Annotated in this window: 19 protein-coding genes; 16 read left to right on the plus strand and 3 right to left on the minus strand. The window is 61.6% G+C overall.

Features of this window, described 5'->3' with window-relative positions; genetic code table 11:
- The 3 genes from ACF8C6_RS01540 (at window position 1) to ACF8C6_RS01550 (ending at window position 3,519) form a co-directional block, all read left to right on the plus strand.
- The gene (locus tag ACF8C6_RS01540; protein WP_392497686.1) at window positions 1–1,365 is read left to right on the plus strand and encodes a chromosome partitioning protein ParA; all 1,365 of its coding nucleotides are present in this window, start codon (window positions 1–3) and stop codon (window positions 1,363–1,365) included.
- A gap of 68 nt (window positions 1,366–1,433) precedes the next feature.
- Window positions 1,434–2,378 carry a 1-aminocyclopropane-1-carboxylate deaminase/D-cysteine desulfhydrase gene (locus ACF8C6_RS01545; RefSeq protein ID WP_392497687.1) on the plus strand — a complete coding sequence of 315 codons (945 nt, stop codon included), beginning with the start codon at window positions 1,434–1,436 and terminating at the stop codon, window positions 2,376–2,378.
- Window positions 2,379–2,409: 31 nt separating this feature from the next.
- Window positions 2,410–3,519, plus strand: coding sequence for a cyclic nucleotide-binding domain-containing protein (locus ACF8C6_RS01550; RefSeq protein ID WP_392497688.1), 1,110 nt, complete (start codon window positions 2,410–2,412; stop codon window positions 3,517–3,519).
- Here ACF8C6_RS01550 and ACF8C6_RS01555 read toward each other — a convergent pair.
- On the minus strand, window positions 3,513–4,454 hold the full coding sequence (locus tag ACF8C6_RS01555; protein WP_392497689.1) for a DUF1853 family protein: 942 nt from the start codon (window positions 4,452–4,454) through the stop codon (window positions 3,513–3,515). The genes ACF8C6_RS01550 and ACF8C6_RS01555 overlap by 7 nt on opposite strands.
- 105 nt (window positions 4,455–4,559) lie before the next feature.
- Between ACF8C6_RS01555 and ACF8C6_RS01560 the strand changes: the two genes are divergently transcribed.
- From ACF8C6_RS01560 to ACF8C6_RS01605, 10 genes are all read left to right on the plus strand, one after another.
- Window positions 4,560–5,447, plus strand: a complete 888-nt coding sequence (locus tag ACF8C6_RS01560) for an NAD(+) kinase (protein WP_277690297.1) — start codon at window positions 4,560–4,562, stop codon at window positions 5,445–5,447.
- Between the two features lie 4 nt (window positions 5,448–5,451).
- Window positions 5,452–6,423 carry a metallophosphoesterase gene (locus ACF8C6_RS01565; protein WP_392497870.1) on the plus strand — a complete coding sequence of 324 codons (972 nt, stop codon included), beginning with the start codon at window positions 5,452–5,454 and terminating at the stop codon, window positions 6,421–6,423.
- On the plus strand, window positions 6,420–7,280 hold the full coding sequence (locus ACF8C6_RS01570; protein ID WP_392497690.1) for a rhomboid family intramembrane serine protease: 861 nt from the start codon (window positions 6,420–6,422) through the stop codon (window positions 7,278–7,280). The genes ACF8C6_RS01565 and ACF8C6_RS01570 overlap by 4 nt, the downstream gene beginning before the upstream one ends.
- Before the next feature lie 40 nt (window positions 7,281–7,320).
- Entirely contained in the window at window positions 7,321–7,584 is a 264-nt protein-coding gene (locus ACF8C6_RS01575; RefSeq protein ID WP_110682041.1) for a YeaC family protein, read from the plus strand.
- A gap of 11 nt (window positions 7,585–7,595) precedes the next feature.
- Window positions 7,596–8,426 carry a DUF2797 domain-containing protein gene (locus ACF8C6_RS01580; protein WP_392497691.1) on the plus strand — a complete coding sequence of 277 codons (831 nt, stop codon included), beginning with the start codon at window positions 7,596–7,598 and terminating at the stop codon, window positions 8,424–8,426.
- Between the two features lie 13 nt (window positions 8,427–8,439).
- Entirely contained in the window at window positions 8,440–11,097 is a 2,658-nt protein-coding gene (gene pepN / locus ACF8C6_RS01585; RefSeq protein WP_392497692.1) for an aminopeptidase N, read from the plus strand.
- A gap of 330 nt (window positions 11,098–11,427) precedes the next feature.
- Window positions 11,428–13,344, plus strand: coding sequence for a DUF1302 domain-containing protein (locus ACF8C6_RS01590; RefSeq protein ID WP_392497693.1), 1,917 nt, complete (start codon window positions 11,428–11,430; stop codon window positions 13,342–13,344).
- Between the two features lie 58 nt (window positions 13,345–13,402).
- The gene (locus ACF8C6_RS01595; RefSeq protein ID WP_392497694.1) at window positions 13,403–14,773 is read left to right on the plus strand and encodes a DUF1329 domain-containing protein; all 1,371 of its coding nucleotides are present in this window, start codon (window positions 13,403–13,405) and stop codon (window positions 14,771–14,773) included.
- A 192-nt stretch (window positions 14,774–14,965) separates the two neighbouring features.
- Complete coding sequence (locus ACF8C6_RS01600; protein ID WP_392497695.1) at window positions 14,966–16,042, plus strand: YCF48-related protein; 1,077 nt, start codon at window positions 14,966–14,968, stop codon at window positions 16,040–16,042.
- A gap of 18 nt (window positions 16,043–16,060) precedes the next feature.
- Window positions 16,061–18,448, plus strand: coding sequence for an RND family transporter (locus tag ACF8C6_RS01605; protein WP_392497696.1), 2,388 nt, complete (start codon window positions 16,061–16,063; stop codon window positions 18,446–18,448).
- Window positions 18,449–18,964: 516 nt separating this feature from the next.
- Here ACF8C6_RS01605 and ACF8C6_RS01610 read toward each other — a convergent pair.
- Window positions 18,965–20,638, minus strand: a complete 1,674-nt coding sequence (locus tag ACF8C6_RS01610; RefSeq protein WP_277690306.1) for an electron transfer flavoprotein-ubiquinone oxidoreductase — start codon at window positions 20,636–20,638, stop codon at window positions 18,965–18,967.
- A gap of 307 nt (window positions 20,639–20,945) precedes the next feature.
- On the opposite strand from ACF8C6_RS01610, the gene ACF8C6_RS01615 reads away from it, so the two are divergent.
- Window positions 20,946–21,695, plus strand: a complete 750-nt coding sequence (locus ACF8C6_RS01615; RefSeq protein WP_068826754.1) for an electron transfer flavoprotein subunit beta/FixA family protein — start codon at window positions 20,946–20,948, stop codon at window positions 21,693–21,695.
- The gene (locus ACF8C6_RS01620; RefSeq protein WP_392497697.1) at window positions 21,696–22,625 is read left to right on the plus strand and encodes an electron transfer flavoprotein subunit alpha/FixB family protein; all 930 of its coding nucleotides are present in this window, start codon (window positions 21,696–21,698) and stop codon (window positions 22,623–22,625) included.
- 66 nt (window positions 22,626–22,691) lie between these two features.
- Here the strand turns inward: ACF8C6_RS01620 and ACF8C6_RS01625 are convergent, their stop codons facing one another.
- Window positions 22,692–23,618, minus strand: coding sequence for an alpha/beta fold hydrolase (locus ACF8C6_RS01625; RefSeq protein WP_392497698.1), 927 nt, complete (start codon window positions 23,616–23,618; stop codon window positions 22,692–22,694).
- A gap of 107 nt (window positions 23,619–23,725) precedes the next feature.
- Between ACF8C6_RS01625 and ACF8C6_RS01630 the strand changes: the two genes are divergently transcribed.
- Window positions 23,726–24,565, plus strand: coding sequence for a substrate-binding periplasmic protein (locus tag ACF8C6_RS01630; RefSeq protein WP_392497699.1), 840 nt, complete (start codon window positions 23,726–23,728; stop codon window positions 24,563–24,565).
- The last annotated feature ends 2 nt before the right edge of the window (window positions 24,566–24,567 follow it).

Consider the following 24,567-nt stretch of genomic DNA (forward strand, 5'->3'; position numbering starts at 1 on the left):
ATGAGCATGCAGAACAAAGCGCAGATGACCGAAGCCGTGCTGTTCTTTAACGAGCGCGGCATCTGCAAGCAGATGCTTTTCCCTGAGTTCGAGGCGTTGCTCGACAGCGTGGTGAACATGCCCGAGTTCGCCGACGAGCAGATGCGCCTGGTCTATGTCCTGATCAATCCGCGTCTGATGGTGCGAGCTGCGGTGTTCTTCTATCTCGATTTCGATGAGCGTGGCTCGGCTGACCCGGGTTGGAACCTGCCTCTGCGCCATCTGGCCGACAATGCCGGGCGTGGGCCGGATCTGGGGGCGGGGCCGATTCGTTTGGCCTGCCGCAGCCAGTGCCCGGTGTCCTGGCATCAGATGCACCTGTGGGATCCGAGCCTGGCGCCGGGCAAGAATGACCTGGCGCTGATTCGCGATCTTATAAAACGCAACAGTCTGGGCCTGCTGGTGGAAGAGGATGCACCCGTTGTGCTGCCTGAGCGCCTGCAGGTAGCCGATGAAGAAAAATGGAAAGCGCCCGACCCTGCACGTGAGGCTGCGGCCAAGCAGGCGGAGGAAAAAGAGCAGGAGCACCGCCTGAAAACGGCCCAGCTGATCAAGCAGCAGCGTCTGCGCATCAGCACTCTGGGCAAGCAATACGAAGAGGAGCTGGCTCGCACCAAGCTGGCTGCCGAAGAGGGTAAGCGCGCCCTGCAGGCGGAAATCCATGGCCTGCACCAGGCGCTGCGCCAGCAGGAGGAGCTCAATGCCAGCCTCAAGGCTGAGCTCAATGCCCAGGCCGACAGCGTGCAGAAGACCCGTGAAGAACTCTCCAGGCAGCTGCAGGAGCTGGAAAAGCATGGCCGCACCGAGGCCGATATCCTGCGCGCCCAGTTTGATGCCGAGTTACAGGCCAAGGTGGCCGCTGCCGTGGCCGAGTTCAAGGAGCAGGTGGCCATTCGCGATGTCGAGCTGGCCTACCGCGCTGAGCAGGAAGCCCAGCTGCAGCGTGAGCTGGAGCGCCTTGAGCAGGAGCGTGAGCGCCTCACTGCAGAGGATGGTGAACAGATCCTCGCGCGCCTGGCCAAGCTGGGCGTGGTGTTTGTCGTCTACCACCCTGGCGCTGGGCACCTGACCATCCCTTTGCAGGATATCGCGCGCTACCAGGACAACCCCATGAGTTATGCGGCGGCCAAATGCTTCGTTTCCGAGGAGCAATACCGGCAGTGGCTGGCTCACTACCAGCAGCCCACCTGTGAGGCCAGTCTGCCGTCCGGCGAGCGTTGTGCCATGCCTATCGATAGGGTCGAGACGCCCAGTCGCTTCGTGGTCGGCGAGTCCAACTGCTGCGCACGGCATCGGGCTGGAGCACGTCTGCGGACCGTGGGTTAACCATCTGCGCGCAGTGCAATCACGCCCGCTATGATGTGCGGCCCGTTGTTTGTTCAGCTATGGCCGCAATGCCTATTTCTCTTCCCGACTGGCAGCCTCGTGCACCTTTACAGCTTCTCTCATTGCCCTGGTTGACGCGGGCCGGTATCGAGCTGGCCGTACTGCGCCTGGACCTGCTCGACCCGCTGCTGTCCGGCAACAAATGGTTCAAGCTTACCGCGCATATCGAAGCCGCAGCAGCGCAGGGGGCCGAGGGCTTGATCAGCCTGGGTGGCGCACACTCCAATCATTTGCATGCGCTGGCCGCTGCCGGTCAGCGTTTTTCCTTCCCAACCGTTGGGCTACTGCGTGGCGAACCGCACGACACGCCGACGGTGCGTGATCTGCAGGCCTTCGGCATGCAGTTGCACTGGCTTGGCTACGGCGGTTACCGCGCACGGCAGCATGCCGGTTTCTGGACGCCCTGGCAGGCGCAGTATCCGCACCTTCTACCGGTAGCAGAAGGTGGTTTGGGGCTGGCGGCGGCATCGAGCTGCAGGGCGATAGTCAGCCAGGCGTGCGAGCAACTGGCCAACCTGGGCTGGGATGATTTCCACGGGTGGTGGCTGGCTGCTGGCACCGGCACCACGGCGGCAGGTATCGTGCTGGCCGAGGCCGGGAAGCGACTGGTGCATGTGGCCAGCGCCGTGCCTGCCAGCCATGGTGTGGGGCGGCAACTGGCTGTGTTGTTGCAGGCGGCAGGGCGCGCCGATGCGGGCTACCGCCTGTTCGATGCGAGTCGGGGGGGCTTCGGTCGGGTGGACGCCGCGCTGGCGCGTTTCATGGTGGATTGCGCGCAGTACGGGCAGTTGCCGCTTGATCCGCTGTATACCGGCAAGGCACTGCTGGCATTGCGCGATCATGTGGAGGCCGGTTACTTTGCTGCCGGTACCCGCCTGCTGTTTTTGCACAGCGGTGGGTTGCAGGGATGCCGGGCTATGGCGCCGCGTCTGCAGGCGCTCGTCGCCGGTTGAACCCACAAGAACAATGCAAGGACTGGTTGCGATGACCGAGCCGCTGAATCCTGAACAGCTGCGCAGTTTTACTCCGCTCAACGTGTTGTCCGAGCAGCAATGGAAAGAGTTGCGCAGCCAGTTGGTGCCGCAACCTCTTCTCGCGGGGCAGCTGTTGTTTCGCCAGGGCGACCAGGCCCGCACCACTTATTATCTGCTGTCCGGTGAGCTTTCGTTACGCGATGCAGCCGGTGGCGAGATACACCTGAGCGCCGGCAGCGAGGCCAGCTGCCATCCCGTATCACCGAGTCTGCCGCGCCTGCATGAAGCCCGTGCGCTGACGGATGTCAGCGTTCTGGCGCTGGATAGCGCAACGCTCAATCGCCTGCTGACCTGGCGCCTGTCTTACCAGGATCTGCTGCTCGACCTGCAGGCCAGTGGTGAGGACGTGGAGTGGCTGGAGCGGTTGCTGCAGAACCCCCTGTTCGCCAAGGTTCCGCCGACCAATGTACGGGCCATGCTCGAGCGTCTGAGTCCCATTGATCTGCCAGCGGGTAGCCGCGTGCTGGTCGAGGGCGAGGCAGGCGATTGCTGCTACTTCCTCAAAAGCGGCCGGGCCGAGGTGTTTCGTGGCGCCGACAATGGGCGCCAGGTATTGGCAGAGCTGGAAGTGGGCGCGTGTTTTGGCGAGGAGGCCCTGTTGTCCGACCAGCCACGCAATGCCACGGTGACGCTGATCGAAGAGGGGGTAGTGCTGCGCCTGGATCGCCAGGACTTCTTTGCCTTGCTCAAGGCGCCGGTGGTCGACGAAGTGTCGTTCGGCGAGGCCGCACGCCTGCTGTCGAACGGCGCCCAGTGGCTGGATGTGCGCCTGCAACCGGAGTACGAGCAGGCCCATGCCCAGCAGGCACTCAACATGCCGTTGCACCTGCTGCGATTGAAGACGCGTCTGCTGGATCAGGCGCGCACTTACCTGTGCTATTGCGACAGTGGCAAGCGCAGCGCCAGCGCCGTGTTTCTGCTGTCGCAGCTGGGTTTCTCCGCTTATGCCCTGCGCGATGGTCTGGATGCCTTGCCGCCCGTTCAACGTGGCGCTCTGCTGAGCGAGAGCGGTCCGGGTTACCTGGCCCGCTCTGGTGGGCGTACCGAACGCAGTCACTGAGACTGGCGCATGAGCGGAGCGTGCGGCCAGTGATCGTTGACCAGAAAGACTCGCTCGCGCTCGTACCAGTCACCGCTATCCCGCGGTTGCAACCTGACCAGTAGCTGAGCGGGCGCCCACTCATCCAGTTGCTGCCGCCACTGCATCAGCCGTTCAGTGGGCCAGCGTTGTTGTTCCTCGATGCGGGCTGGCGCCAGCCAGGTCTGGCGGGGCAGCGGCTGCCAATGGTTGTGCTGGGGTTCCAGTCGATGCCAGTCCGAGTGCCGCAGCCAGCGTCCGCGTAAGTGTTCGGCTGCGCTGACGGCTGGGCTGGCGCAGGGGATGTGGCAGGGATAGAAGAGATAGCCGCCAAGCCAACCGGCGGCCTTGGGGGCGCCATGACCCAGGTGTGCCAGGGTAGCCTGGCCCGCAGGGCTGCTGGAGAGTGGCAACTGATGATTACGCAGGTGGGACAGTTTCAGCCCCAGGCGATCTTCGCTGGCGGGCCCCAGCCAGTGTTCGGCATCTTCGCCCGCTTGCTCTGCGGGGCCCAGGTAGAGCTTGATCGCCAGCTCCAGATGATGGCAGCCCTCGGCATCGCGCAGCAGCAGATCCAGTTCGCCCAGGGTATGGCCGCCCTGACGTATCGGCAGGTTGGCGGCCAGCACCTCGATGTCCGGTGCTGCGTGCAGGGCAAATTGCCAGAGCCGCTCGTAATAACGGCCCAGGCGACTGGAGCCCTGAGCAAGGTATTGGCGTAGCGCAGTGCTGTCGTGTTCCTGCTGCCGTAGCCAGTCGGCCAGCTGTGGCGGCTCATGCCACCAGCGACTGGCCGCCAACGGGTGGCGCAGGGGCAGGGCGCCGTGGTTGAGCAGCCCGGGGGAGAGTAGCGTCCAGGCCAGGTCGCGGACGCAGGGCTGGCGCAGTTGATCGAGCAGGGTATCGAGGTTGTGCATGGGCCGAGCATAGTGCGCGCTGGTGCTGGGGCAATAGCCCGGTTTGCCGCTGCTGCGGCGTTTCGCCCATAATTCGGGCAATTCTCCCCCGTTGCAGAGCGCCCCATGGAGCAATTCCGCAATATCGGCGTCATCGGTCGCCTGGGCAGCGCCCAGGTGCTCGATACCATTCGCCGCCTGAAGACCTTCCTGCTCGAGCGCCACCTGCATGTGATTCTCGAAGACACCATTGCCGAAGTGTTGCCCGGCCATGGCCTACAGACCTGTTCGCGCAAGATTCTCGGAGAGGTCTGCGACCTGGTCATTGTCGTCGGTGGTGACGGCAGCATCCTCGGCGCTGCCCGAGCGCTTTGCCGCCACAAGATCCCGGTGCTGGGCATCAACCGTGGCAGCCTGGGCTTTCTCACCGACATTAAGCCAGACGAGCTGGAGGTCAAGGTCGCCGAGGTGCTGGAGGGGCGCTTCCTTGAAGAAAGCCGCTTCCTGCTGGAAACCGAAGTACGCCGCAATGGCGAAGCCATCGGCAAGGGTGATGCACTCAACGACGTGGTGCTGCACCCGGGCAAGTCGACCAAGATGATCGAGTTCGAGATCTATATCGACGGTCACTTCGTTAGCAGTCAGAAGGCCGACGGCCTGATCGTCGCCACGCCGACCGGCTCCACCGCCTATTCGCTGTCCGCCGGCGGACCGATCATGCATCCCAAGCTGGATGCCATCGTCATCGTGCCGATGTACCCGCATACCCTGTCCAGCCGACCGATCGTGGTCGATGGCAACAGCGAGCTGAAGATAGTCGTCGCCCACGACCTGCCGGTTTACCCGCTGGTGTCCTGCGACGGGCAGAACCACTTCACCTGCGCACCCGGCGACACCATCACGGTGGCCAAGAAACCGCAGAAGCTGCGCCTGATCCATCCGCTGGATCACAACTACTACGAGGCCTGCCGTACCAAGCTTGGCTGGAGCAGCCGACTCGGCGGGCACGACTGACATGCTGCTCGATCCCGCCCGCGGTTACGATCTGATCGGCGACATTCATGGTTGCGCCCGCAGCCTGGAGCGTCTGCTGGAACAGATGGGCTATCACCGGCAGGGTGGGGTCTGGCGTCATCCGCAGCGCATGGCGCTGTTTCTCGGCGACATCATCGACCGCGGCCCTCGGGTGCGCGAGGCCTTGCATCTGGTGCACGACATGGTTGAGGCCGGCCAGGCGCTGTGCATCATGGGCAACCATGAATACAACGCGCTGGGCTGGTACCTCGAGGCCCCGCCTGGCAGTGGCCGCCAGTTTGTGCGCGAGCACACGCCGCGCCATGAGCGCCTGTTGCAGCAGACCTTCCAGCAGTTCGAGCAGCACCCTGGCGACTGGCATGACTTTCTTGGCTGGTTCCAGCAGTTACCGCTGTTCATTGATGCCGGGCATTTCCGCCTGGTGCATGCCTGCTGGGACAGCGAACTGATCGAGCCGCTGCGCCAGCGTTTTGCCGATGGCCGGGTTGATCGCGATTTCGTCACGGCCTCGGCGGTGCCCGGCAGCTTTGCCAACCGGGTCTTCGAGCGCTTGCTGCGCGGAACCGACATGCGTCTGCCGCTGGGCCTGACCCTGACCAGCGAAGAGGGTTATCCGCGGGCGCATTTCCGCACCAAGTTCTGGGAAGAAGACCCGCAGACCTACGGCGATGTGGTGTTCCAGCCGGAAGCCTTGCCTGACGAAGCGGCGCGCCTGCCCCTGCCCGATGGGGAGAAGAATCGCCTGCTGCAGTACGGTGCCGATGAGCCGATGCTGTTCGTCGGCCACTACTGGCGGCGCGGAGAGCCTGCGCCTATCCGTGCCAACCTGGCCTGCCTGGACTACAGCGCGGTGATGTACGGCAAGCTGGTGGCTTATCGGCTGGATAACGAGACACGAATCGATCCTGACAAGTTCGTCTGGGTCGTGGTGGAGCGCCCGGAGGCCCCGCAATGAGCACCATTGAGGCGCTGCGCCGCCCCTTGCAGGAAGATCTCAGCGGTTTCGTCGCCCTGCTGCGCCGCCTGCAGGTACCGCACCGGGTCAGTGAGGAGCGTGATGCCCAGGTGCTCTGGGTGCCCGTCGAGGCACTGGCGGTGCAGGTGCGTGAGTTGTATCTGCGCTATCCGCAAGGCGCCGGGGAGGACGCTGTGCCAAACCCCGCCCGGCCCTCGCGGCCGGGCTTCATCGCCCAGTTGCGCGCCAGCTGGATGACCAGTGCGATGCTGCTGCTGACGCTGCTGGTGGCGACGTTCACCCTGCTTGGCGACAGCTTTGCGGCCCTGCGCTGGCTGACCTTTCAGGATTTCCACATTCAGGGCGAGTACCTGTATTTCCAGCCCTGGCTGGCCAGCCTGGAGGCCGGGCAGTGGTGGCGCCTGGTGTCGCCGATGTTCATTCACTTCGGCATCCTGCACCTGGCCATGAACAGCCTGTGGTACTGGGAGCTGGGGCGGCGCATCGAGGCGCGGCATGGCGCCTTCACCCTGCTCAGCCTGAGCCTGCTGTTCGGCCTGTTGTCCAACCTGGCGCAGTTCTGGTTTGGCGGGCCCTCGTTGTTCGGCGGCCTGTCCGGTGTGCTCTACGGTCTGCTCGGTTACTGCTGGATCTTCCAGTTGCTGGCGCCGACCCCGGCCTACCAATTACCGCGCGGCGTGCTGGCGATGATGCTGATCTGGCTGCTGGTGTGCCTGAGCGGGGTGATCGATACCCTGGGCTTCGGCTCCATCGCCAACGCGGCGCACGTCGGTGGCTTGGTCGCCGGTTGCGCCGCGGGTCTCGTCGGCGGTGCGCTGGCGCGTCTGCGCCGGTAAACTTGCCGGTCTGTTTAGCTTTCCGTTGCCGGAGCCCGCGATGTCGTCTTTTGCCGAAATGATCGAGAACATCACCCCCGAGATCTACCAGAGCCTCAAGCTGGCGGTGGAAATCGGCAAGTGGCCGGACGGCCGCAAGCTCACCCAGGAGCAGAAAGAGCTGTCGCTGCAGGCCATGATCGCCTGGGAAATCCAGAACCTGCCGGAGGAAGAGCGCACCGGCTACATGGGCCCGCAGGAGTGCCAGTCGCACGCCGAGCCGATCCCCAACATCCTGTTCAAGTCCAACGACACCCTGCACTGATGACTCAGGCCATGAACGAGCTGGGCCGTGGTGCGCTAAGCAAGATGACCATACGCCTGGGCGAGACGGCGCAGTACGCCTTCCGTCTGGATGAGACCGAAGTACCGGTCAACCCGTTGCTGGGCAAGCAGGTGCGCCTGGAATTTCTCGGTGCCATCCACTGCAGCCATTGCGGGCGCAAGACCAAGAAGAGCTTCGCCCAGGGCTACTGCTACCCCTGTTTCACCAAGCTGGCGCAGTGCGACAGCTGCATCATGAGCCCGGAGCGCTGCCACTACGACGCCGGTACCTGCCGCGAACCGAGCTGGGGTGAGCAGTTCTGCATGACCGATCATGTGGTCTATCTGGCCAACTCCTCGGGGATCAAGGTCGGCATCACCCGCGCCAGCCAGATTCCCACCCGCTGGCTGGACCAGGGCGCCAGCCAGGCGCTACCGATCTTCCGCGTCGCCACGCGCCAGCAGTCCGGCTTCGTCGAAGACCTGCTGCGCACCCAGGTGGCGGACAAGACCAACTGGCGCGCGCTGCTCAAGGGCGACGCCGTACCGCTGAATCTGCCGGCGATTCGCGATGAGCTGCTGGCCAGCTGCGCTGAGGGTATCGAAGCGCTGCAGCAGCGCTTCGGCCTGCAGGCGATCCAGCCGGTCAGCAATGCCGAGGTGCTGGAGATCCGCTATCCGGTCGAGGCCTATCCGACCAAGGTCGCCAGCCACGATCTGGAGAAGACCTCGGTGGTGGAGGGTATTCTCAAGGGCATCAAGGGCCAGTACCTGATCCTCGACACTGGCGTGATCAATCTGCGCAAATACACGGCCTACCAGGTCGCCGTACATTCCGAATAAGGGGCCACAAGCCATGCGTACCGAACAGCCGAAGATGATCTACCTCAAGGACTATCAGGTGCCCGACTACCTGATCGACGAGACCCACCTGACCTTCGAACTGTTCGAGGACCACACCCTGGTGCATGCCCAGCTGGTGATGCGCCGCAACCCCGAAGCCGGCGCTGGTCTTCCGCCACTGGTGCTGGATGGCCAGGAACTGGAGCTGCTGGAGCTGAAGCTGGACGACCGTGTGCTTTCCGCCGGCGACTACCAGCTGAGCGACAGTCACCTGACCCTGCAGCCGACGCAGGAACACTTCGTCATCGACAGCAGCGTGCGCATCCACCCGGAGAGCAACACCGCGCTGGAAGGCCTGTACAAGTCCAGCGGCATGTTCTGCACCCAGTGCGAGGCCGAGGGCTTCCGCAAGATCACCTACTACCTCGATCGCCCGGACGTGATGAGCACCTTCACCACCACGCTCAGCGCCGAGCAGCATCGCTATCCGGTGCTGCTGTCCAACGGCAACCCAGTCGCCAGCGGCAGTGAGGAGGGCGGCCGCCATTGGGCGACCTGGGAAGACCCATTCAAGAAGCCGGCCTACCTGTTCGCCCTGGTCGCCGGCGACCTCTGGTGCGTGGAAGACACTTTCACCACCATGAGCGCGCGCGAAGTCACCCTGCGCATCTACGTCGAGCCGGAGAACATCGACAAGGTGCAGCACGCCATGACCAGCCTGAAGAAGTCGATGAAGTGGGACGAGGAGGTGTACGGGCGCGAGTATGACCTGGACATTTTCATGATCGTCGCGGTCAACGACTTCAACATGGGCGCCATGGAGAACAAGGGCCTCAACATCTTCAACTCCAGCTGCGTGCTGGCCAAGGCCGAGACCGCCACCGACGCCGCGCACCAGCGCGTCGAGGCCGTGGTGGCCCACGAATACTTCCACAACTGGTCGGGCAACCGCGTGACCTGCCGCGACTGGTTCCAGCTGTCGCTCAAGGAAGGCTTCACCGTATTCCGCGACGCCGAGTTCAGCGCCGACATGAATTCGCGCACGGTCAAGCGCATCGAGGACGTGGCCTACCTGCGTACCCACCAGTTCGCCGAAGATGCCGGCCCGATGGCCCATCCTGTGCGCCCCGATGCCTTCATGGAAATTTCCAACTTCTACACCCTGACCGTGTACGAGAAGGGCTCGGAAGTGCTGCGCATGATCCACACCCTGCTCGGCGCGGAGACCTTCCGCAAGGGCTCGGACCTGTACTTCGAGCGCCATGACGGCCAGGCGGTGACCTGCGACGACTTCGTCAAGGCCATGGAAGATGCCAGCGGCCAGGACCTGACCCAGTTCAAGCGCTGGTACACCCAGGCCGGCACGCCGCGCCTGGAGGTCAGCGAAAGCTACGATGCGGCGGCCAATACCTACCGCCTGCAGCTGCGCCAGAGCTGCCCGGCCACACCGGGTCAGGCCGAGAAACTGCCTTTCGTCATCCCGCTGGAATTGGCGCTGCTCGATGCCCAGGGCCGCGAACTGCCGCTGCAGCTGGTTGGCGAAGACAAGCCGGTCGGCACCAGCCGTGTGCTGCAGGTGACCCAGGCCGAACAGGCGTTTACCTTCGTCAATCTCGAAGCCAAGCCGCTGCCTTCGTTGCTGCGCGGCTTCAGTGCACCGGTCAAGCTGAGCTTCCCCTACAGCCGCGACCAGCTGATGTTCCTCATGCAGCACGATTCCGACGGCTTCAATCGCTGGGAGGCTGGGCAGCAGTTGTCCGTGCAGGTGCTGCAGGAGCTGATCGGCCAGCAACAGCGCGGCGAGCAACTGGTACTGGATCAGCGTCTGATCGAGGCGTTCCGTACTCTGTTGCTGGACGAGTCGCTGGACCAGGCGATGGTCGCCGAGATGCTGTCGTTGCCAGGGGAGGGCTACCTCACCGAGATCGCCGAAGTGGCCGATGTCGACGCCATCCACGCCGCCCGCGAGTTTGCCCGTGCCGAATTGGCCAGCGCGCTGTTCGAGCCGCTGTGGGCACGCTACCAGGCTAACCGCGAGGTCTCGCGCAACACGCCCTATGTGGCCGAGTCTGTCCACTTCGCTCGCCGCAGCCTGCAGAACATCGCGCTGTCCTACCTGATGCTCACCGGCAAGCCGGAAGTGCTGGCGGCGACCCTGGAACAGTACGAAGTCTGCGACAACATGACCGAGCGCCTGACCGCCCTGGCCGTGCTGGTCAATTCCCCGTTCGAGGCGGAGAAGGCCGAGGCGCTCAAGGCTTTTGCTGAGCACTTCAAGGACAATGCGCTGGTCATGGATCAGTGGTTCAGCGTGCAGGCCGCCAGCACCCTGCCGGGGGGGCTGGAGCGCGTGAAGGCGCTGATGCAGCACCCGGCCTTCACCCTGAAGAACCCGAACAAGGTGCGTGCGCTGATCGGTGCCTTCGCCGGGCAGAACCTGGTCAACTTCCATGCTCTGGACGGCAGTGGCTATCGCTTCCTGGCCGACCAAGTGATTACCCTCAATGCGCTCAACCCGCAAATCGCCTCGCGCCTGCTGGCACCGCTGACCCGCTGGCGCAAGTACGGTGAGCAGCGTCAGGCGCTGATGCGCGGCGAGCTGGAACGCATCCTGGCCAGCGGCGAGCTGTCCAGCGATGTGTTCGAGGTGGTCAGCAAGAGCCTGGCCTGATCAGGGCATCGGCGTTACCAAGCAAGCGCTCGGTAACGCCGTTTGTTACTCCTTGTTTCCTTTCTGCCTGGTCAGTTTGTCCCGTCAGCGGAAAGCCCCGTGGCAGAGGCATTTCGTTCCTTTTTGCAGGGTGTTTCTCAAGGTTAAGGCGCGCCATCGGGGAGACAAATTGGGACATCGGGGCGGCAATCTTTCGCTTTGGCTGGATAGCTCAAGGAATTCTTAAAAAGTTCCCTCTTGGTATCGTTTTTGTATAGGTCGTGACGGCTTGTTTGCTCTCTTCGAGCAGCCTGCCCACAACAAGAACAAATACATACCGGAGGCCTTTCCTTGCTCAAGTCGCCCCTTCGCCTCGCGCCTGCGCGTGCAGGCTTCGCCCTGGTTGGGCTCCTTCCCTTGCTGTGTTCCATGCCGGCGGCAGCAGCTGAGTTCAGCTTTCTCGACAATGAAGTGACAGGCTCACTGGATACAACGCTTTCCTATGGCCAGTTATGGCGCGTGGAGAAAGCGGAAAAGGTGGGTGACGACGTCAACACCAACGACGGTAACCGCAACTTCGATACCGGCCTGGTTTCCGAGGTGTTCAAGGTAACCTCGGAGCTGGAAGCCAATTACAAGAACTATGGTCTGTTCTTGCGTGGCAGTGCCTTCTATGACACTCAGATCATGGATAAGCGCAACGACAACGACGATTTCCGGCCGACCCAGAATTACCCGGACGACAACAGTTTTACCGACGAGACCCGGCACAAGGCCGGACGTGATGCGCAAATACTCGATGCCTACCTTTACGGCAACTGGGATGTCGGCAACATGCCGGTGACGGCCAAACTCGGCAGTCAGGTATTCAACTGGGGTGAGGCGTTGTTCGCGCGGGGTGGAGTGAACACCAGTAACCCGGTCGATGCGGCGCGCTTCCGTTTGCCGGGCGCTGAGATCAAGGAAGTGCTGGTGCCGGTCGAGGCCTTCAACGTCAACCTGGGGCTGACTGACAACCTGTCCATGGAGGCCTACTACCAGTGGAACTGGAAGGAGACCGCCATCGACCCGGTGGGCACCTATTTCTCGCCGACCGATCTGTTCGCCGATGGCGGCAATACGGCCTATACCAGCGAAGCCGATCTGGCGCCCCTATTCCCCTTCTATCAGCTCTTCGAGGGTGTTGGTGGCCTGGGCCAGGGGCCATTTGGGCCTAACGCGTATCTGGATGCCAGTACGGGTACCTTCAAGGTGGCCAATATTGGCAGCGACCTCAATGCCAAGGACGATGGCCAGTTCGGTGTGGCGTTCCGCTATATCGCCGAGGAGCTTAACCAGACCGAGTTCGGCTTTTACTTCATCAATTACCACACCAAGGAGCCGCAGGTAGCGGTTGATCTGACGGACTATCAGGGCGTCGATTACTCGGCCATCGAGTCGGCGCTCGGGTCCTTCTCGCAGTATGCCTCCGCAATGGCGACCATCGATGCGGCCAGCAATGCCGTGGCCAGGCGCGCCTATGTCGAAGATGTCCGTGTCTATGGTTTGAGCTTCAACACCACGGTCGGCGAGGCTTCTGTCTTCGGTGAACTGTCCTATCGCCCCAATTTGCCGATTGGCATCAGTGCCACCGATGACCTGCTTGGCGATCTGCTGGGACAGGGTATCTACGGGCTGAGCGATATCTTCGATTCCGCTGTCCCGGCCGACCAGGCCTGTGCCGATGTGGCCGGCAAGCAGCTCTGTCGTGGTTCGCTGTTCTATAACTACGAGCGGGTTGAAGCCTTCAATACTTCGCTGGGCACCATCTACAACTTTGGTCCTTCGTTCGGTTTCGACTCGCTGTTTGGTGTTGCCGAGCTGGCTTCCGAGCATGTGCGTGGCTCCAGCCTGGAGTACACCGCCTATGACGGCTCCAAGCGCGTTTTCGTCGGGGGGCCGGACACGCCTTACACTTCGGGTGGTGACGACGACCAGATTGACCGCGACGCCTACGGCTACACCCTGGTCATGTCGGGTACCTGGAACGATGTGTTCGCCGGGGTCGCGCTCTCGCCATACGCGGTCTTCAAGCACGACTTCGAGGGCAACTCGCATCGCACCGGCAACTTCATCGAGGGCAGCAAGGCCTATACCCTGGGTATCACGGCCACTTACCTGAACAGCCTCGAAGCCGAGCTGCAGTACACCGAGTTCTACGGTGGCGGCGGGAACAACGGTACGCGCGATCGCGACAATATCGGCCTCAACGTCAAGTACTCATTCTGAATCCATCGCTACGGCCGGGGCGCTGAGCCTCCGGCTGTCGAGACCTAGGAGATGCACCATGTTTATCTCGCGCTCGCTGATTGCTGCGGCAGTCGCCATCGCCTGCACCGCAGGCAGTGCTATGGCGGCGGTATCGCCGCAAGAGGCCGCCAAACTCGGACAAACCTTGACGCCCTATGGTGCGGAAAAGGCCGGTAACGCCGACGGCACCATTCCCGAGTGGACGGGTGGTATCACTCAGCCGCCGGCGGGATACAAGGGCAGTGGTCAGCATCACATCGACCCGTTTCCGGATGACAAGCCTCTGTTCACTATCACCAGAGCCAATCTGGAGCAGTATCAGGACAAGCTGAGCGCCGGTCAGATCGCCCTGCTCAAGTCCTATCCCGAGACCTACCAGATCCCGGTCTACCAGAGCCGCCGCACGGGTTCTGCACCGCAATGGGTTTATGACAACACCATCAAGAACGCCACAACGGCCAAGCTGGTCGAGGGGGGCAACGGTTTCGTCGATGCCTACGGCGGCATTCCCTTCCCGATTCCGCAGAGCGGTGTCGAGGCGCTGTGGAACCACATCGTGCGTTACCGCGGCAGCTATATCACCCGGCGTTCGGCAGAGGTGGCGGTGCAGCGCAACGGCGCCTATTCCCCCGTGGTGTCGGAAGTCGAGGCGCTGTTCCGCTACTACGATCCCAAGGGTAGCTACGCCGACCTGAACAATATCCTGTTCTACTACCTGAACTTCACCAAGAGCCCGGCACGTCTGGCCGGTGATGCCGCGCTGGTCCACGAGACCCTCGATCAGGTGAAGGAGGCCCGCCAGGCCTGGGGCTACGCCGCCGGTCAGCGCCGGGTGCGCCGGGCGCCCAACCTGGCCTACGACACGCCAATCGGCGCTTCCGAAGGTCTACGAACTGCCGATGACACCGACATGTTCAACGGCGCGCCGGATCGCTACGACTGGAAGCTGTTGGGCAAGAAGGAGATGTATATCCCCTACAACAACTACCGCCTTGCCGCGCAAGGGGTGAAGTACAAAGACGTACTGCAGGTCGGCCATATCAATCCGCAACTGACCCGCAACGAGTTGCACAGGGTCTGGGTAGTGGAAGGTACGCTCAAGCCGGGTGTGCGGCACGTCTATGCCAAACGCACCCTGTTTCTCGATGAGGACAGCTGGCAGGCGGCCGTGATGGATCAGTACGACAGTCGCGGTGAGCTGTGGCGTGTGTCGATTGCCTACCTCAAGAACTATTACGACCTGCCCACCACCTGGTCGGCCATGGAGGCTTTCCACGACCTGCAGAGCCGTCGCTACCATGTGCAGAACCTGGACAGCGAGGAATCGTCCACCGCCAACTTCAGCAAGCCGATCCCGGCGGAAAGCGAGTTCACCCCCTCGGCGTTGCGTCGGCGTGGTACGCGTTAAAGCTTGGTGATACCCCGCAAGCCGCTGCCAGTCAGCGGCTTGCGGCTTTCTGGGGGAAGGGCAAAGTTAGGTAACTCGTCCTTAACAAAACATAACGTCACGCCGATTGTCAGGTTTTTCCAAAGCCGTATAGCATGGCTCGGCCTGAAAAGAGGCCAATGAACCCACCTATAAGAATAAAGGGGGAAATATATGCGTGAGCCCGTCATGCGGCGCACCCGCCCCGGTTGCCCAACTACTGCGGCACCGGCCCGTCACCTATCGCCGCTGGCGAAAGCGCTGTCCCTGATCAGCGTCTGTTCCTTCCTGGCTCTGACTGCTCCCCTGTCTGTGCAGGCTGCGGATGCCGCCAGTGTTCTCTCCATCGAGTCGCCCAAGGCTGTTACCAGCCTGCTGCTGGACATTGCCCATGCCGGCAAGCGTCTGGTTGCCGTGGGCGATCGCGGTCACATCCTGTTTTCCGAGGATTCCGGCAAAAACTGGGTACAGGCGCGGGTGCCGACTCGTCAGCTGCTGACGGCGCTGTATTTTGTCGATGAACAGCACGGCTGGGCCGTAGGCCACGATGCGCAGATCCTTGCCACCGATGACGGCGGCGCCAACTGGGAACTGCAGTACGAGGACCTGGAGCGTGAAGCGCCGCTGCTCGATATCTGGTTCCGCGATGCCAGCAACGGCTTTGCGGTCGGCGCCTATGGCGCTTTGCTGGAAACCAGTGATGGCGGCAAGAGCTGGGACGATGTCAGTGACCGGCTCGACAACGAGGATGGTTATCACCTCAATGGCATCACTGCGGTGAAGGACGCCGGCCTGTTCGTCGTTGGCGAGGCGGGCACCATGTTCCGCTCCGCGGACTGGGGGCAGACCTGGGAAAAAGTCCAGGGCCCATACGAGGGCACTCTGTTCGGTGCCCAGGGCACGGCCAGCAGCAACACCCTGTTGGTGTTCGGGCTGCGTGGCAACCTCTATCGCTCCAGCGATTTTGGTAGCACTTGGCAAGAAATTCCGCTGATTGCCGACAGTGGCCGACTGGAGTTCGGTCTGGCCGGCGCTAGCCTGCTGAAGAATGGTGATCTGGTCGTCGTTGGCCATGGCGGCAGCGTGCTGACCAGCAAAGACTCCGGACGCAGCTTTACCGTGATCAACCGTTCGGATCGTGCATCGTTGGCTTCGGTGACCGCCGATGCCGCTGGCAACCTGATCCTGGTGGGCCAGGGTGGCGTGCGTATCGCATCTCCGACTGGCGAAGAGCCAGGCCAAAAACAATAAGCCGGGGCGTATGAGCATATGAGTTCCATGAGTAGCCATCACCAGGACAAGGCGACCTTCCTCGAGCGCCTGATCTTCAACAACCGCCCGATCGTGATCGCGCTGTGCGCGCTGATTACCCTCCTGCTGCTGTGGCAGGCATCGCACATTCGTCCTTCGACCAGCTTCGAGAAGATGATCCCGCTGGAGCATCCGTTCATTCAAAAGATGATCGAGCACCGCAACGATCTGGCCAACCTGGGCAACACCGTGCGAATTTCGGTGGAAGCCAAGAACGGCGACATCTTCGACAAGGACTACATGGAGACGCTCAAGCAGATCCATGACGAAGTGTTCTACATTCCCGGCGTTGATCGCTCCGGCCTGAAGTCGTTGTGGAGTCCGAGCGTGCGCTGGACGGAAGTGACCGAAGAGGGCTTCGACGGTGGCGAGGTGATCCCGCAGACCTATGACGGCTCCGACGAGAGCCTGCAGGAGTTGCGCAACAACGTCCTCAAGTCCGGTCAGGTCGGCCGTCTGGTCGCCAACAACTTCAAATCCAGCATCGTCGACGTGCCGCTGCTCGAGCAGTACCCGGACCCGAACGACCAGAGCAAGCTGGTCAAGCTGGACTACCGCCAGTTCTCCCATGAACTGGAAGAAAAGATCCGCGAGAAGTACCAGGCGCAGAACCCCAATGTGCAGGTGCACATCGTCGGTTTCGCCAAGAAGGTCGGTGACCTGATCGATGGTCTGATCATGGTGGTGATGTTCTTCGGCGTTGCTCTGGCCATTACCCTGGTGCTGCTGTACTGGTTCAGCTGGTGCATCCGCTCGACCATCTCGGTGGTGTCCACCACGCTGATCGCGGTGGTCTGGCAGCTCGGCCTGATGAACCTGGCTGGCTTTGGACTCGATCCGTACTCCATGCTGGTACCGTTCCTGATCTTCGCCATCGGTATTTCCCATGGCGTGCAGAAGATCAACGGTATCGCCCTGCAGTCCAGCGATGCCGATAACGCCCTGACCGCAGCCCGTCGCACCTTCCGCCAGCTGTTCCTGCCCGGCATGATTGCCATCCTGGTGGACGCCGTGGGCTTCATCACGCTGTTGATCATCGATATTGGCGTGATCCGTGAGCTGGCCATCGGTGCCTCCATCGGTGTCGGTGTGATCGTGTTTACCAACCTGATTCTGCTGCCGGTGGCCATTTCCTACATCGGTATCAGCAAGAAGGCGATCGAGCGCAGCAAGCGCGAGGCTAACCGTGATCAGCCGTTCTGGCGCGCATTGTCCAATTTTGCGCACCCGGTAGTGGCGCCGATCTCCGTGGTCATCGCCCTCTCTGCTGGCGTTGCTGGCTTCTGGTACCAGAAAGCCAACCTGCAGGTGGGTGACCTCGATCAGGGGGCGCCGGAGCTGCGTCCGGATTCGCGCTACAACAAGGACAATGACTTCATCATCAACAACTACTCGACCAGTTCCGACGTATTGGTGGTAATGGTCAAGACGGCGAATGAGGGTTGCTCGACCTACGAAGCTCTCGCGCCGATGGATGAGTTGATGTGGCGCCTGGAAAACACCGAAGGTGTGCAGTCGGCCATTTCCATGGTCAGCGTGTCCAAGCAGGTGATCAAGGGGATGAACGAGGGCAGCCTCAAGTGGGAAACCCTGTCGCGCAACCCGGACATCCTCAACAACTCCATCGCCCGTGCCGACGGTCTGTACAACGCCGACTGCTCGCTGGCCCCGGTGCTGGTGTTCCTCAACGATCACAAGGCCGCGACGCTCAAGCGCGCTGTCGGTGTGGTGGAAGAGTTCGCCAAGGAGAACAACAACGACAACCTGCAGTTCATGCTCGCTGCCGGTAATGCGGGTATCGAGGCGGCTACCAACGAGGTGATTGCCACCTCCGAGCTGAAGATCCTGATCCTGGTGTATATCTGCGTCGCAGTCATGTGCCTGCTCACCTTCCGCTCCTTCGGCGCCATGCTGTGCATCATCCTGCCGCTGATTCTCACCTCCATCCTGGGTAACGCCCTGATGGCCTGGCTGGGCATCGGCGTGAAGGTGGCAACCCTGCCGGTGATTGCGTTGGGTGTGGGTATCGGTGTCGACTACGGCATCTATATCTACAGCCGTCTGGAGACCTTCCTGCGCGCTGGCATGCCGCTGCAGGAGGCCTACTACCAGACCCTGCGTTCCACCGGTAAGGCGGTACTGTTCACTGGTCTGTGCCTGGCCATCGGCGTGGTCACCTGGATCTTCTCGGCGATCAAGTTCCAGGCCGACATGGGTCTGATGCTGACCTTCATGCTGCTGTGGAACATGTTCGGTGCCCTGTGGCTGCTGCCAGCCCTGGCGCGCTTCCTGATCAAGCCGGAGAAACTGGCCGGCAAGAAGGGCGGTTCGCTGTTCGCGCACTGATAGTTGATGCGCTACTGCAAAGGGCTCCTTCGGGAGCCCTTTTTCATGGCCTGCTGTTTGTTATCGAGTTTCTCCATGGCCAGGGGCGGTAGCTTTCGCCGCCAACGATCCATGTGATTGCAGCAGAGAATCCTGTCGCGTGTGGTTTGACGAGCAGGCCGAGGAGGTCGCCGTCTTCTGCAGCGAAACGCGCATCAGGTGCCTAGGCAGTTCTGGGGCTGTATGCCAGCCCTTTGCGGCGTCGGATGGTCGGCCTGTATTGCAGGTGATGCGTGGGGAGACCGAGCATACGAGGGACAACTGGGTGAGGGGGCTGCTTGAGGGATCGCGATGGCCTGTCCGGGCAGGTAGTGTCCGAGGTGCTGCTCGCCGAGGATTGGTCGGCGGTGTAGTGGGCGATCCAGACAATGCTGCAGATGAGGAAACTCACTATCGTCGCCTTGTGGCGGGCCGTCGTCGGTGAATCGCAGACATGAAAAAGCCGCCTTGCGGCGGCTTTTTTCGTTGCGGCTCGAATTACATGTTGGGGTAGTTCGGGCCGCCGGTGCCTTCCGGAGCCACCCAGGTGATGTTCTGGGACGGATCCTTGATGTCGCAGGTCTTGCAGTGTACGCAGTTCTGCGCGTTGATCTGGAAGCGCTTTTCGCCGTCTTCCTGAGTCACTACTTCGTACACGCCGGCCGGGCAGTAGCGCTGTGCCGGCTCATCGAACTTCGGCAGGTTGACGGACAGCGGAATGCTGGCGTCGGTCAGCTTCAGGTGGCAGGGCTGCTCTTCCTCGTGGTTGGTGTTGGAGAGGAACACCGAGGAGAGTTTGTCGAAGCTCAGCTTGCCGTCCGGCTTCGGGTATTCGATGCGCTGGCACTCGGCCGCCGGCTTGAGGCAGGCGTAGTCCGGCTTGTTGTCGTGCAGGGTAACCGGGATCTTGCCACCGAAGATATTCTGGTCGACGAAGTTGAATGCACCGCCGGCGATGGCGCCGAACTTGTGGATAGCCGCGCCGAAGTTACGGCTACGGAACAGCTCGTCGTACAGCCAGCTGGCTTTGAAGCCATCGACATAACCGTTGAGCAGATCGCCGCCCTGGCCATCGGCTAGCAGTACCTCGGCGACGGCGTCGGCGGCCAGCATGCCGGACTTCATGGCGGTGTGGCTGCCCTTGATCTTGGCGAAGTTCAGGGTGCCCAGGTCACAGCCGATCAGTGCACCGCCCGGGAAGACCATCTTCGGCAGCGAGTTCAGACCGCCCTTGCAGATCGCGCGTGCACCATAGGCCACACGCTTGCCGCCTTCCAGATACTGGGCGATCACCGGGTGATGCTTGTAGCGCTGGAACTCATCGAACGGCGACAGGTACGGGTTGCTGTAGGACAGGTCGACGATCAGGCCGACCACCACCTGGTTGTTTTCCAGGTGATAGAGGAAGGAGCCGCCCGGGTTCTCGTCGGACAGCGGCCAGCCAGCGGTATGTACTACCAGGCCTTGTTCGTGCTTGGCCGGGTCGATGTCCCAGATTTCCTTGATGCCGATGCCGTAGTGCTGGGCGTCGGCCTCGGAGTCGAGGTTGAACTTCTTGATCAGCTGCTTGCCGATGTGGCCGCGGCAGCCTTCGGCGAACAGGGTGTACTTGCCGCGCAATTCCATGCCCGGGGTGTAGTAGCCTTCCTTCGGCTGGCCTTCACGGTCTACACCGAGGTCGCCGGTGATGATGCCGCGTACCACGCCGTTCTCGTCGATCAGCGCTTCCTGGGCGGCGAAGCCCGGGTAGATCTCGACACCCAGGTTCTCGGCCTGTTGAGCCAGCCAGCGGCACAGGTTGCCGAGGGAGATGATGTAGTTGCCCTCGTTGTGCATAGTTTTCGGCACAAAGAAGTTCGGGACCTTGGCGGCTTTTTCGGCGTTCTTCAGCAGGTAGATGTCGTCGCGTTTGACTTCGGTGTTCAGCGGGGCGCCCAGTTCCTTCCAGTCGGGGAACAGTTCGTTCAGGGCGCGCGGCTCGAAGACCGCACCGGAGAGGATGTGGGCGCCGACTTCGGAACCTTTCTCGACCACGCAGACGCTGATCTCTTTGCCGGCTTCGGCGGCCTTCTGCTTCAGTCGGCAGGCGGCGGACAGACCGGAGGGGCCGGCGCCGACGATGACGACGTCGAATTCCATAAATTCGCGTTCCACAGAGAATCTCCTACTCAAGGCTTCTTCGGTGTATTGATTTTGGCTATGGCTAGGCTTTCTGTGGCCTGCGCGCTGGGCATTATATATACAGGCCTTTGCACGTCCAATACAAACGTTCGTTTGAATTTTGTCAAAGCCCTATAGCGCAAGGCTTGGCGCCCGATAAATGGGGGTTATTCGTGTTGACCGAAAAGGGCGTTACGGTCAAGATACGGTCGGTTTTGCGCTCGCCGTATGAGCAAATTGTCGGTTCCGGCCGATCTGCATCACCGGCCAGGCTCGCCTTGGCGACATTACAAATTCACCGGAGAGTAACGAGGAATCCATGAAGGTTCTTGTAGCTGTCAAACGAGTGGTCGACTACAACGTCAAGGTTCGCGTCAAAGCGGACAACTCCGGCGTCGACCTCGCCAACGTCAAGATGTCGATGAACCCCTTCTGCGAAATCGCTGTGGAAGAGGCCGTACGTCTGAAGGAAAAAGGTGTAGCGAGCGAGATCGTCGTTGTCACCATCGGCCCGACCACCGCTCAGGAACAGCTGCGTACTGCACTGGCTCTGGGTGCTGACCGTGCCATCCTGGTCGAGTCTGCTGACGAGCTGAACTCCCTGGCCGTCGCCAAACTGCTGAAAGCTGTTGTCGATAAAGAGCAGCCGCAGCTGGTCATCATGGGCAAGCAGGCCATCGACAGCGACAACAACCAGACCGGCCAGATGCTGGGCGCCCTGACTGGCTTCGGCCAAGGCACCTTCGCTTCCAAGGTCGAGGTTGCTGGCGACAAGGTCAACGTCACCCGCGAAATCGACGGCGGTCTGCAGACCGTTGCTCTGAACCTGCCGGCGATCGTGACCACCGACCTGCGCCTGAACGAGCCGCGCTACGCGTCGCTGCCGAACATCATGAAGGCCAAGAAGAAGCCGCTGGAAACCGTCACCCCGGACGCTCTGGGCGTTTCTACCGCCTCCACCGTCAAGACCCTGAAAGTCGAAGCGCCTGCTGCCCGCAGCGCCGGCATCAAGGTCAAGTCTGTGGCTGAACTGGTCGAGAAACTGAAGAACGAGGCGAAGGTAATCTAAATGACTATCCTGGTTATCGCTGAACACACCAACTCCGCTCTGGCTGCTGCCACCCTGAACACTGTGGCTGCTGCTGCCAAGATCGGTGGTGACATCCACGTCCTGGTTGCCGGTGCCAACGCCGGTGCTGCCGCCGAAGCTGCTGCCAAGGTTGCTGGCGTTGCCAAGGTGCTGGTTGCCGACAACGCTGCCTACGAGCATCAGCTGCCGGAAAACGTCGCGCCGCTGGTTGCCGAGCTGGGCAAGGGCTACAGCCACATCCTGGCTGCCGCTACCAGCAACGGTAAGAACATCCTGCCGCGCGTTGCCGCTCTGCTGGACGTTGACCAGATCTCCGAGATCGTTGCCGTTGAAAGCGCCGATACCTTCAAGCGTCCGATCTACGCCGGTAACGCCATCGCTACCGTGCAGTCCTCGGCTGCCGTGAAAGTGATCACCGTGCGTACCACCGGTTTCGACGCCGTTGCTGCCGAAGGTGGTTCCGCTGCCGTTGAAGCGGTGAGCGGTTCGGCCGATGCTGGCAAATCCGCCTTCGTCGGCGAAGAGCTGGCCAAGTCCGACCGTCCGGAGCTGACTGCTGCCAAGATCGTCGTTTCCGGCGGCCGCGGCATGGGCAATGGCGACAACTTCAAGCACCTCTACGCCCTGGCCGACAAGCTGGGCGCTGCCGTCGGTGCTTCCCGTGCCGCTGTCGACGCCGGTTTCGTACCGAACGACATGCAGGTCGGTCAGACCGGTAAGATCGTTGCTCCGCAGCTGTACATCGCGGTCGGCATCTCTGGTGCCATCCAGCACCTGGCGGGCATGAAGGACTCCAAGGTGATCGTCGCGATCAACAAGGACGAAGAAGCCCCGATCTTCCAGGTGGCTGACTACGGTCTGGTCGCTGACCTGTTCGAAGCCGTACCGGAACTGGAAAGCCTGGTGTAAGCCAGTTTTCTGATCCCAGAAAAAACCCGCTCATCGAGCGGGTTTTTTGTTTCTGTCGTCCCCTTGTTAAAGCCTGCCGTCGAGAAAGTCCTGATAGTGCTGTGCGGTTTCCTCGGGGCGCTCGAGCATGGGCGCATGGCCACAGTCTTTCATGATCACTACGCTGGGTTTGGCCAGCAGCGGTTTCATGACCTCGATGCTGGATACGTCGAGCACGCGGTCCTGTTCTCCCCACAGCAGCAGAGTTGGAACCTGGATCTTTGGCAGCTCGGGCTCCAGTGGCACGTAGTGGTCACGGAGTTGGGAGAAGATCTTGTCATAGTGATTCTGGTTGGCCATGGACTGTTCGGCGAAGTGTCGCTTGAGTGAGTCCGGTAGGGGCGGTGGGTTGACGAAGACGAACTTCATCAGCTTGTCGAAGTCTTCGGCCTTGCGCACCACCAGCGGGTTGGGCTCGCCGCGTTCGATCATGCTGAACATCTCGCTTTTCTGCGGCGACATCACTCCGGCGTTGTCCAGCAGCGCTACGCTACGCAGCTGCTGGGGATAGCGGGCGGCGTAAAGCGCGGCGATATGGCCGCCCATGGAATTGCCGATGAGGTGGGGTTTGTCGATCTTCAGCGCTTGGATGAAGGCATGCAGGCGCTCGGTCTGGGTGGCCACATCGTAGCGGGCGTCCGGCTTGTCGCTTTCACCGAAGCCGGGCAAATCAAGGGCGATAACCTGATAGCGCGAGGTAAATGCGCGAGAGAAGCGCAGCCAGTTGTCGCGGTTGGCGCCGAAACCGTGGATCATCAGCAAGGTTTCGCCTATGCTTGGGCCGCCCTGGTAATAATGGATAGACAGCCCGTTGACTTCGATCTGCCTCGACGAAAGCCCGGCCATCTGCTGTTCCACCAGGCGCATGCTGGCCATCAGCAGGTTAGGCGAAAAATAGAGTGTGCCCGTCGTCACGGCCAGCACCAGGACAAGACCTAGAAGCAGTTTTTTCATGGCGAATCCTTATCGCTAATAATTATTGAGCGTGGCTGTTACGCTAGCATGAACGTTCTTGAGTCGGTGGATGCGGCTCGCCACATGAATCAGCAACCGGTGTTCGAATGCATACATCCGTGTCATTGAAGGCCTTGGCCTTACTGGTCTTCTGCTGTTTGCCCTCCTTCGCCGGTGCAGCAGGTAAATGTGAACGCTTGGTGGCCACGGGCAATCCCGAATATCCCCCCTATCTGTGGCGTGATCCGCAAAGCCCGAAGCATTTGATCGGTGCCAATGCCGATCTGCTGACCCTGATCGGCGAGGAGCTGGGCGTCAAGATCGAGATTCTGTATACCGGTCCCTGGTCCAGAGCCCAGGATGAGGTGCGCACCGGCCGCGTGGACCTGCTGGCGGGGGCGTTTCTGACCCTGCCGCGACTGGAGTACATGGACTACGTGCACCCGGCCTTTTTCGTCACGCCCAGCGTGGTCTGGGTGAACAAGGACAGGGTATTCCCCTACAGCGGCTGGGAAGATCTGCGTGAGCGCACGGGCGGCACTCTGGTCAACAACAGCTTCGGCCAGCAATTCGACAGTTACGCCAAGGCCAACCTCAACCTGGAAGAGGTCCCCAGCCTGACCCAGGCCTTTCAGAAACTGCTTCTCGGGCGCACCGATTACGTCCTCTACGAGCGTTATCCGGGGGTGGCGCTGGCCAATACCCTGGGCATGCTGGACAGTCTGGAAACGCTGGAACCACCGATTTCCAGTGAAGGGCTATACCTCACCCTGGGGCACAACTCGGCCTGCAACGACGCCTGGCTGCGCGGACAGCTGGCGAAAAAAATGACAGAATTGACCGCCGCGGGCCTGCCGGAAACCCTTCTGCAGCGCAATCTTGAGCGCTGGAAAGTCCAGCAGTCGCAGGTCGTAGCCCCCCCGCCAACGCAGGACGATTCGCAGTGAAG

The organism is Pseudomonas sp. zbq_18 (genome assembly GCF_043102245.1).
GTDB lineage: Bacteria > Pseudomonadota > Gammaproteobacteria > Pseudomonadales > Pseudomonadaceae > Aquipseudomonas.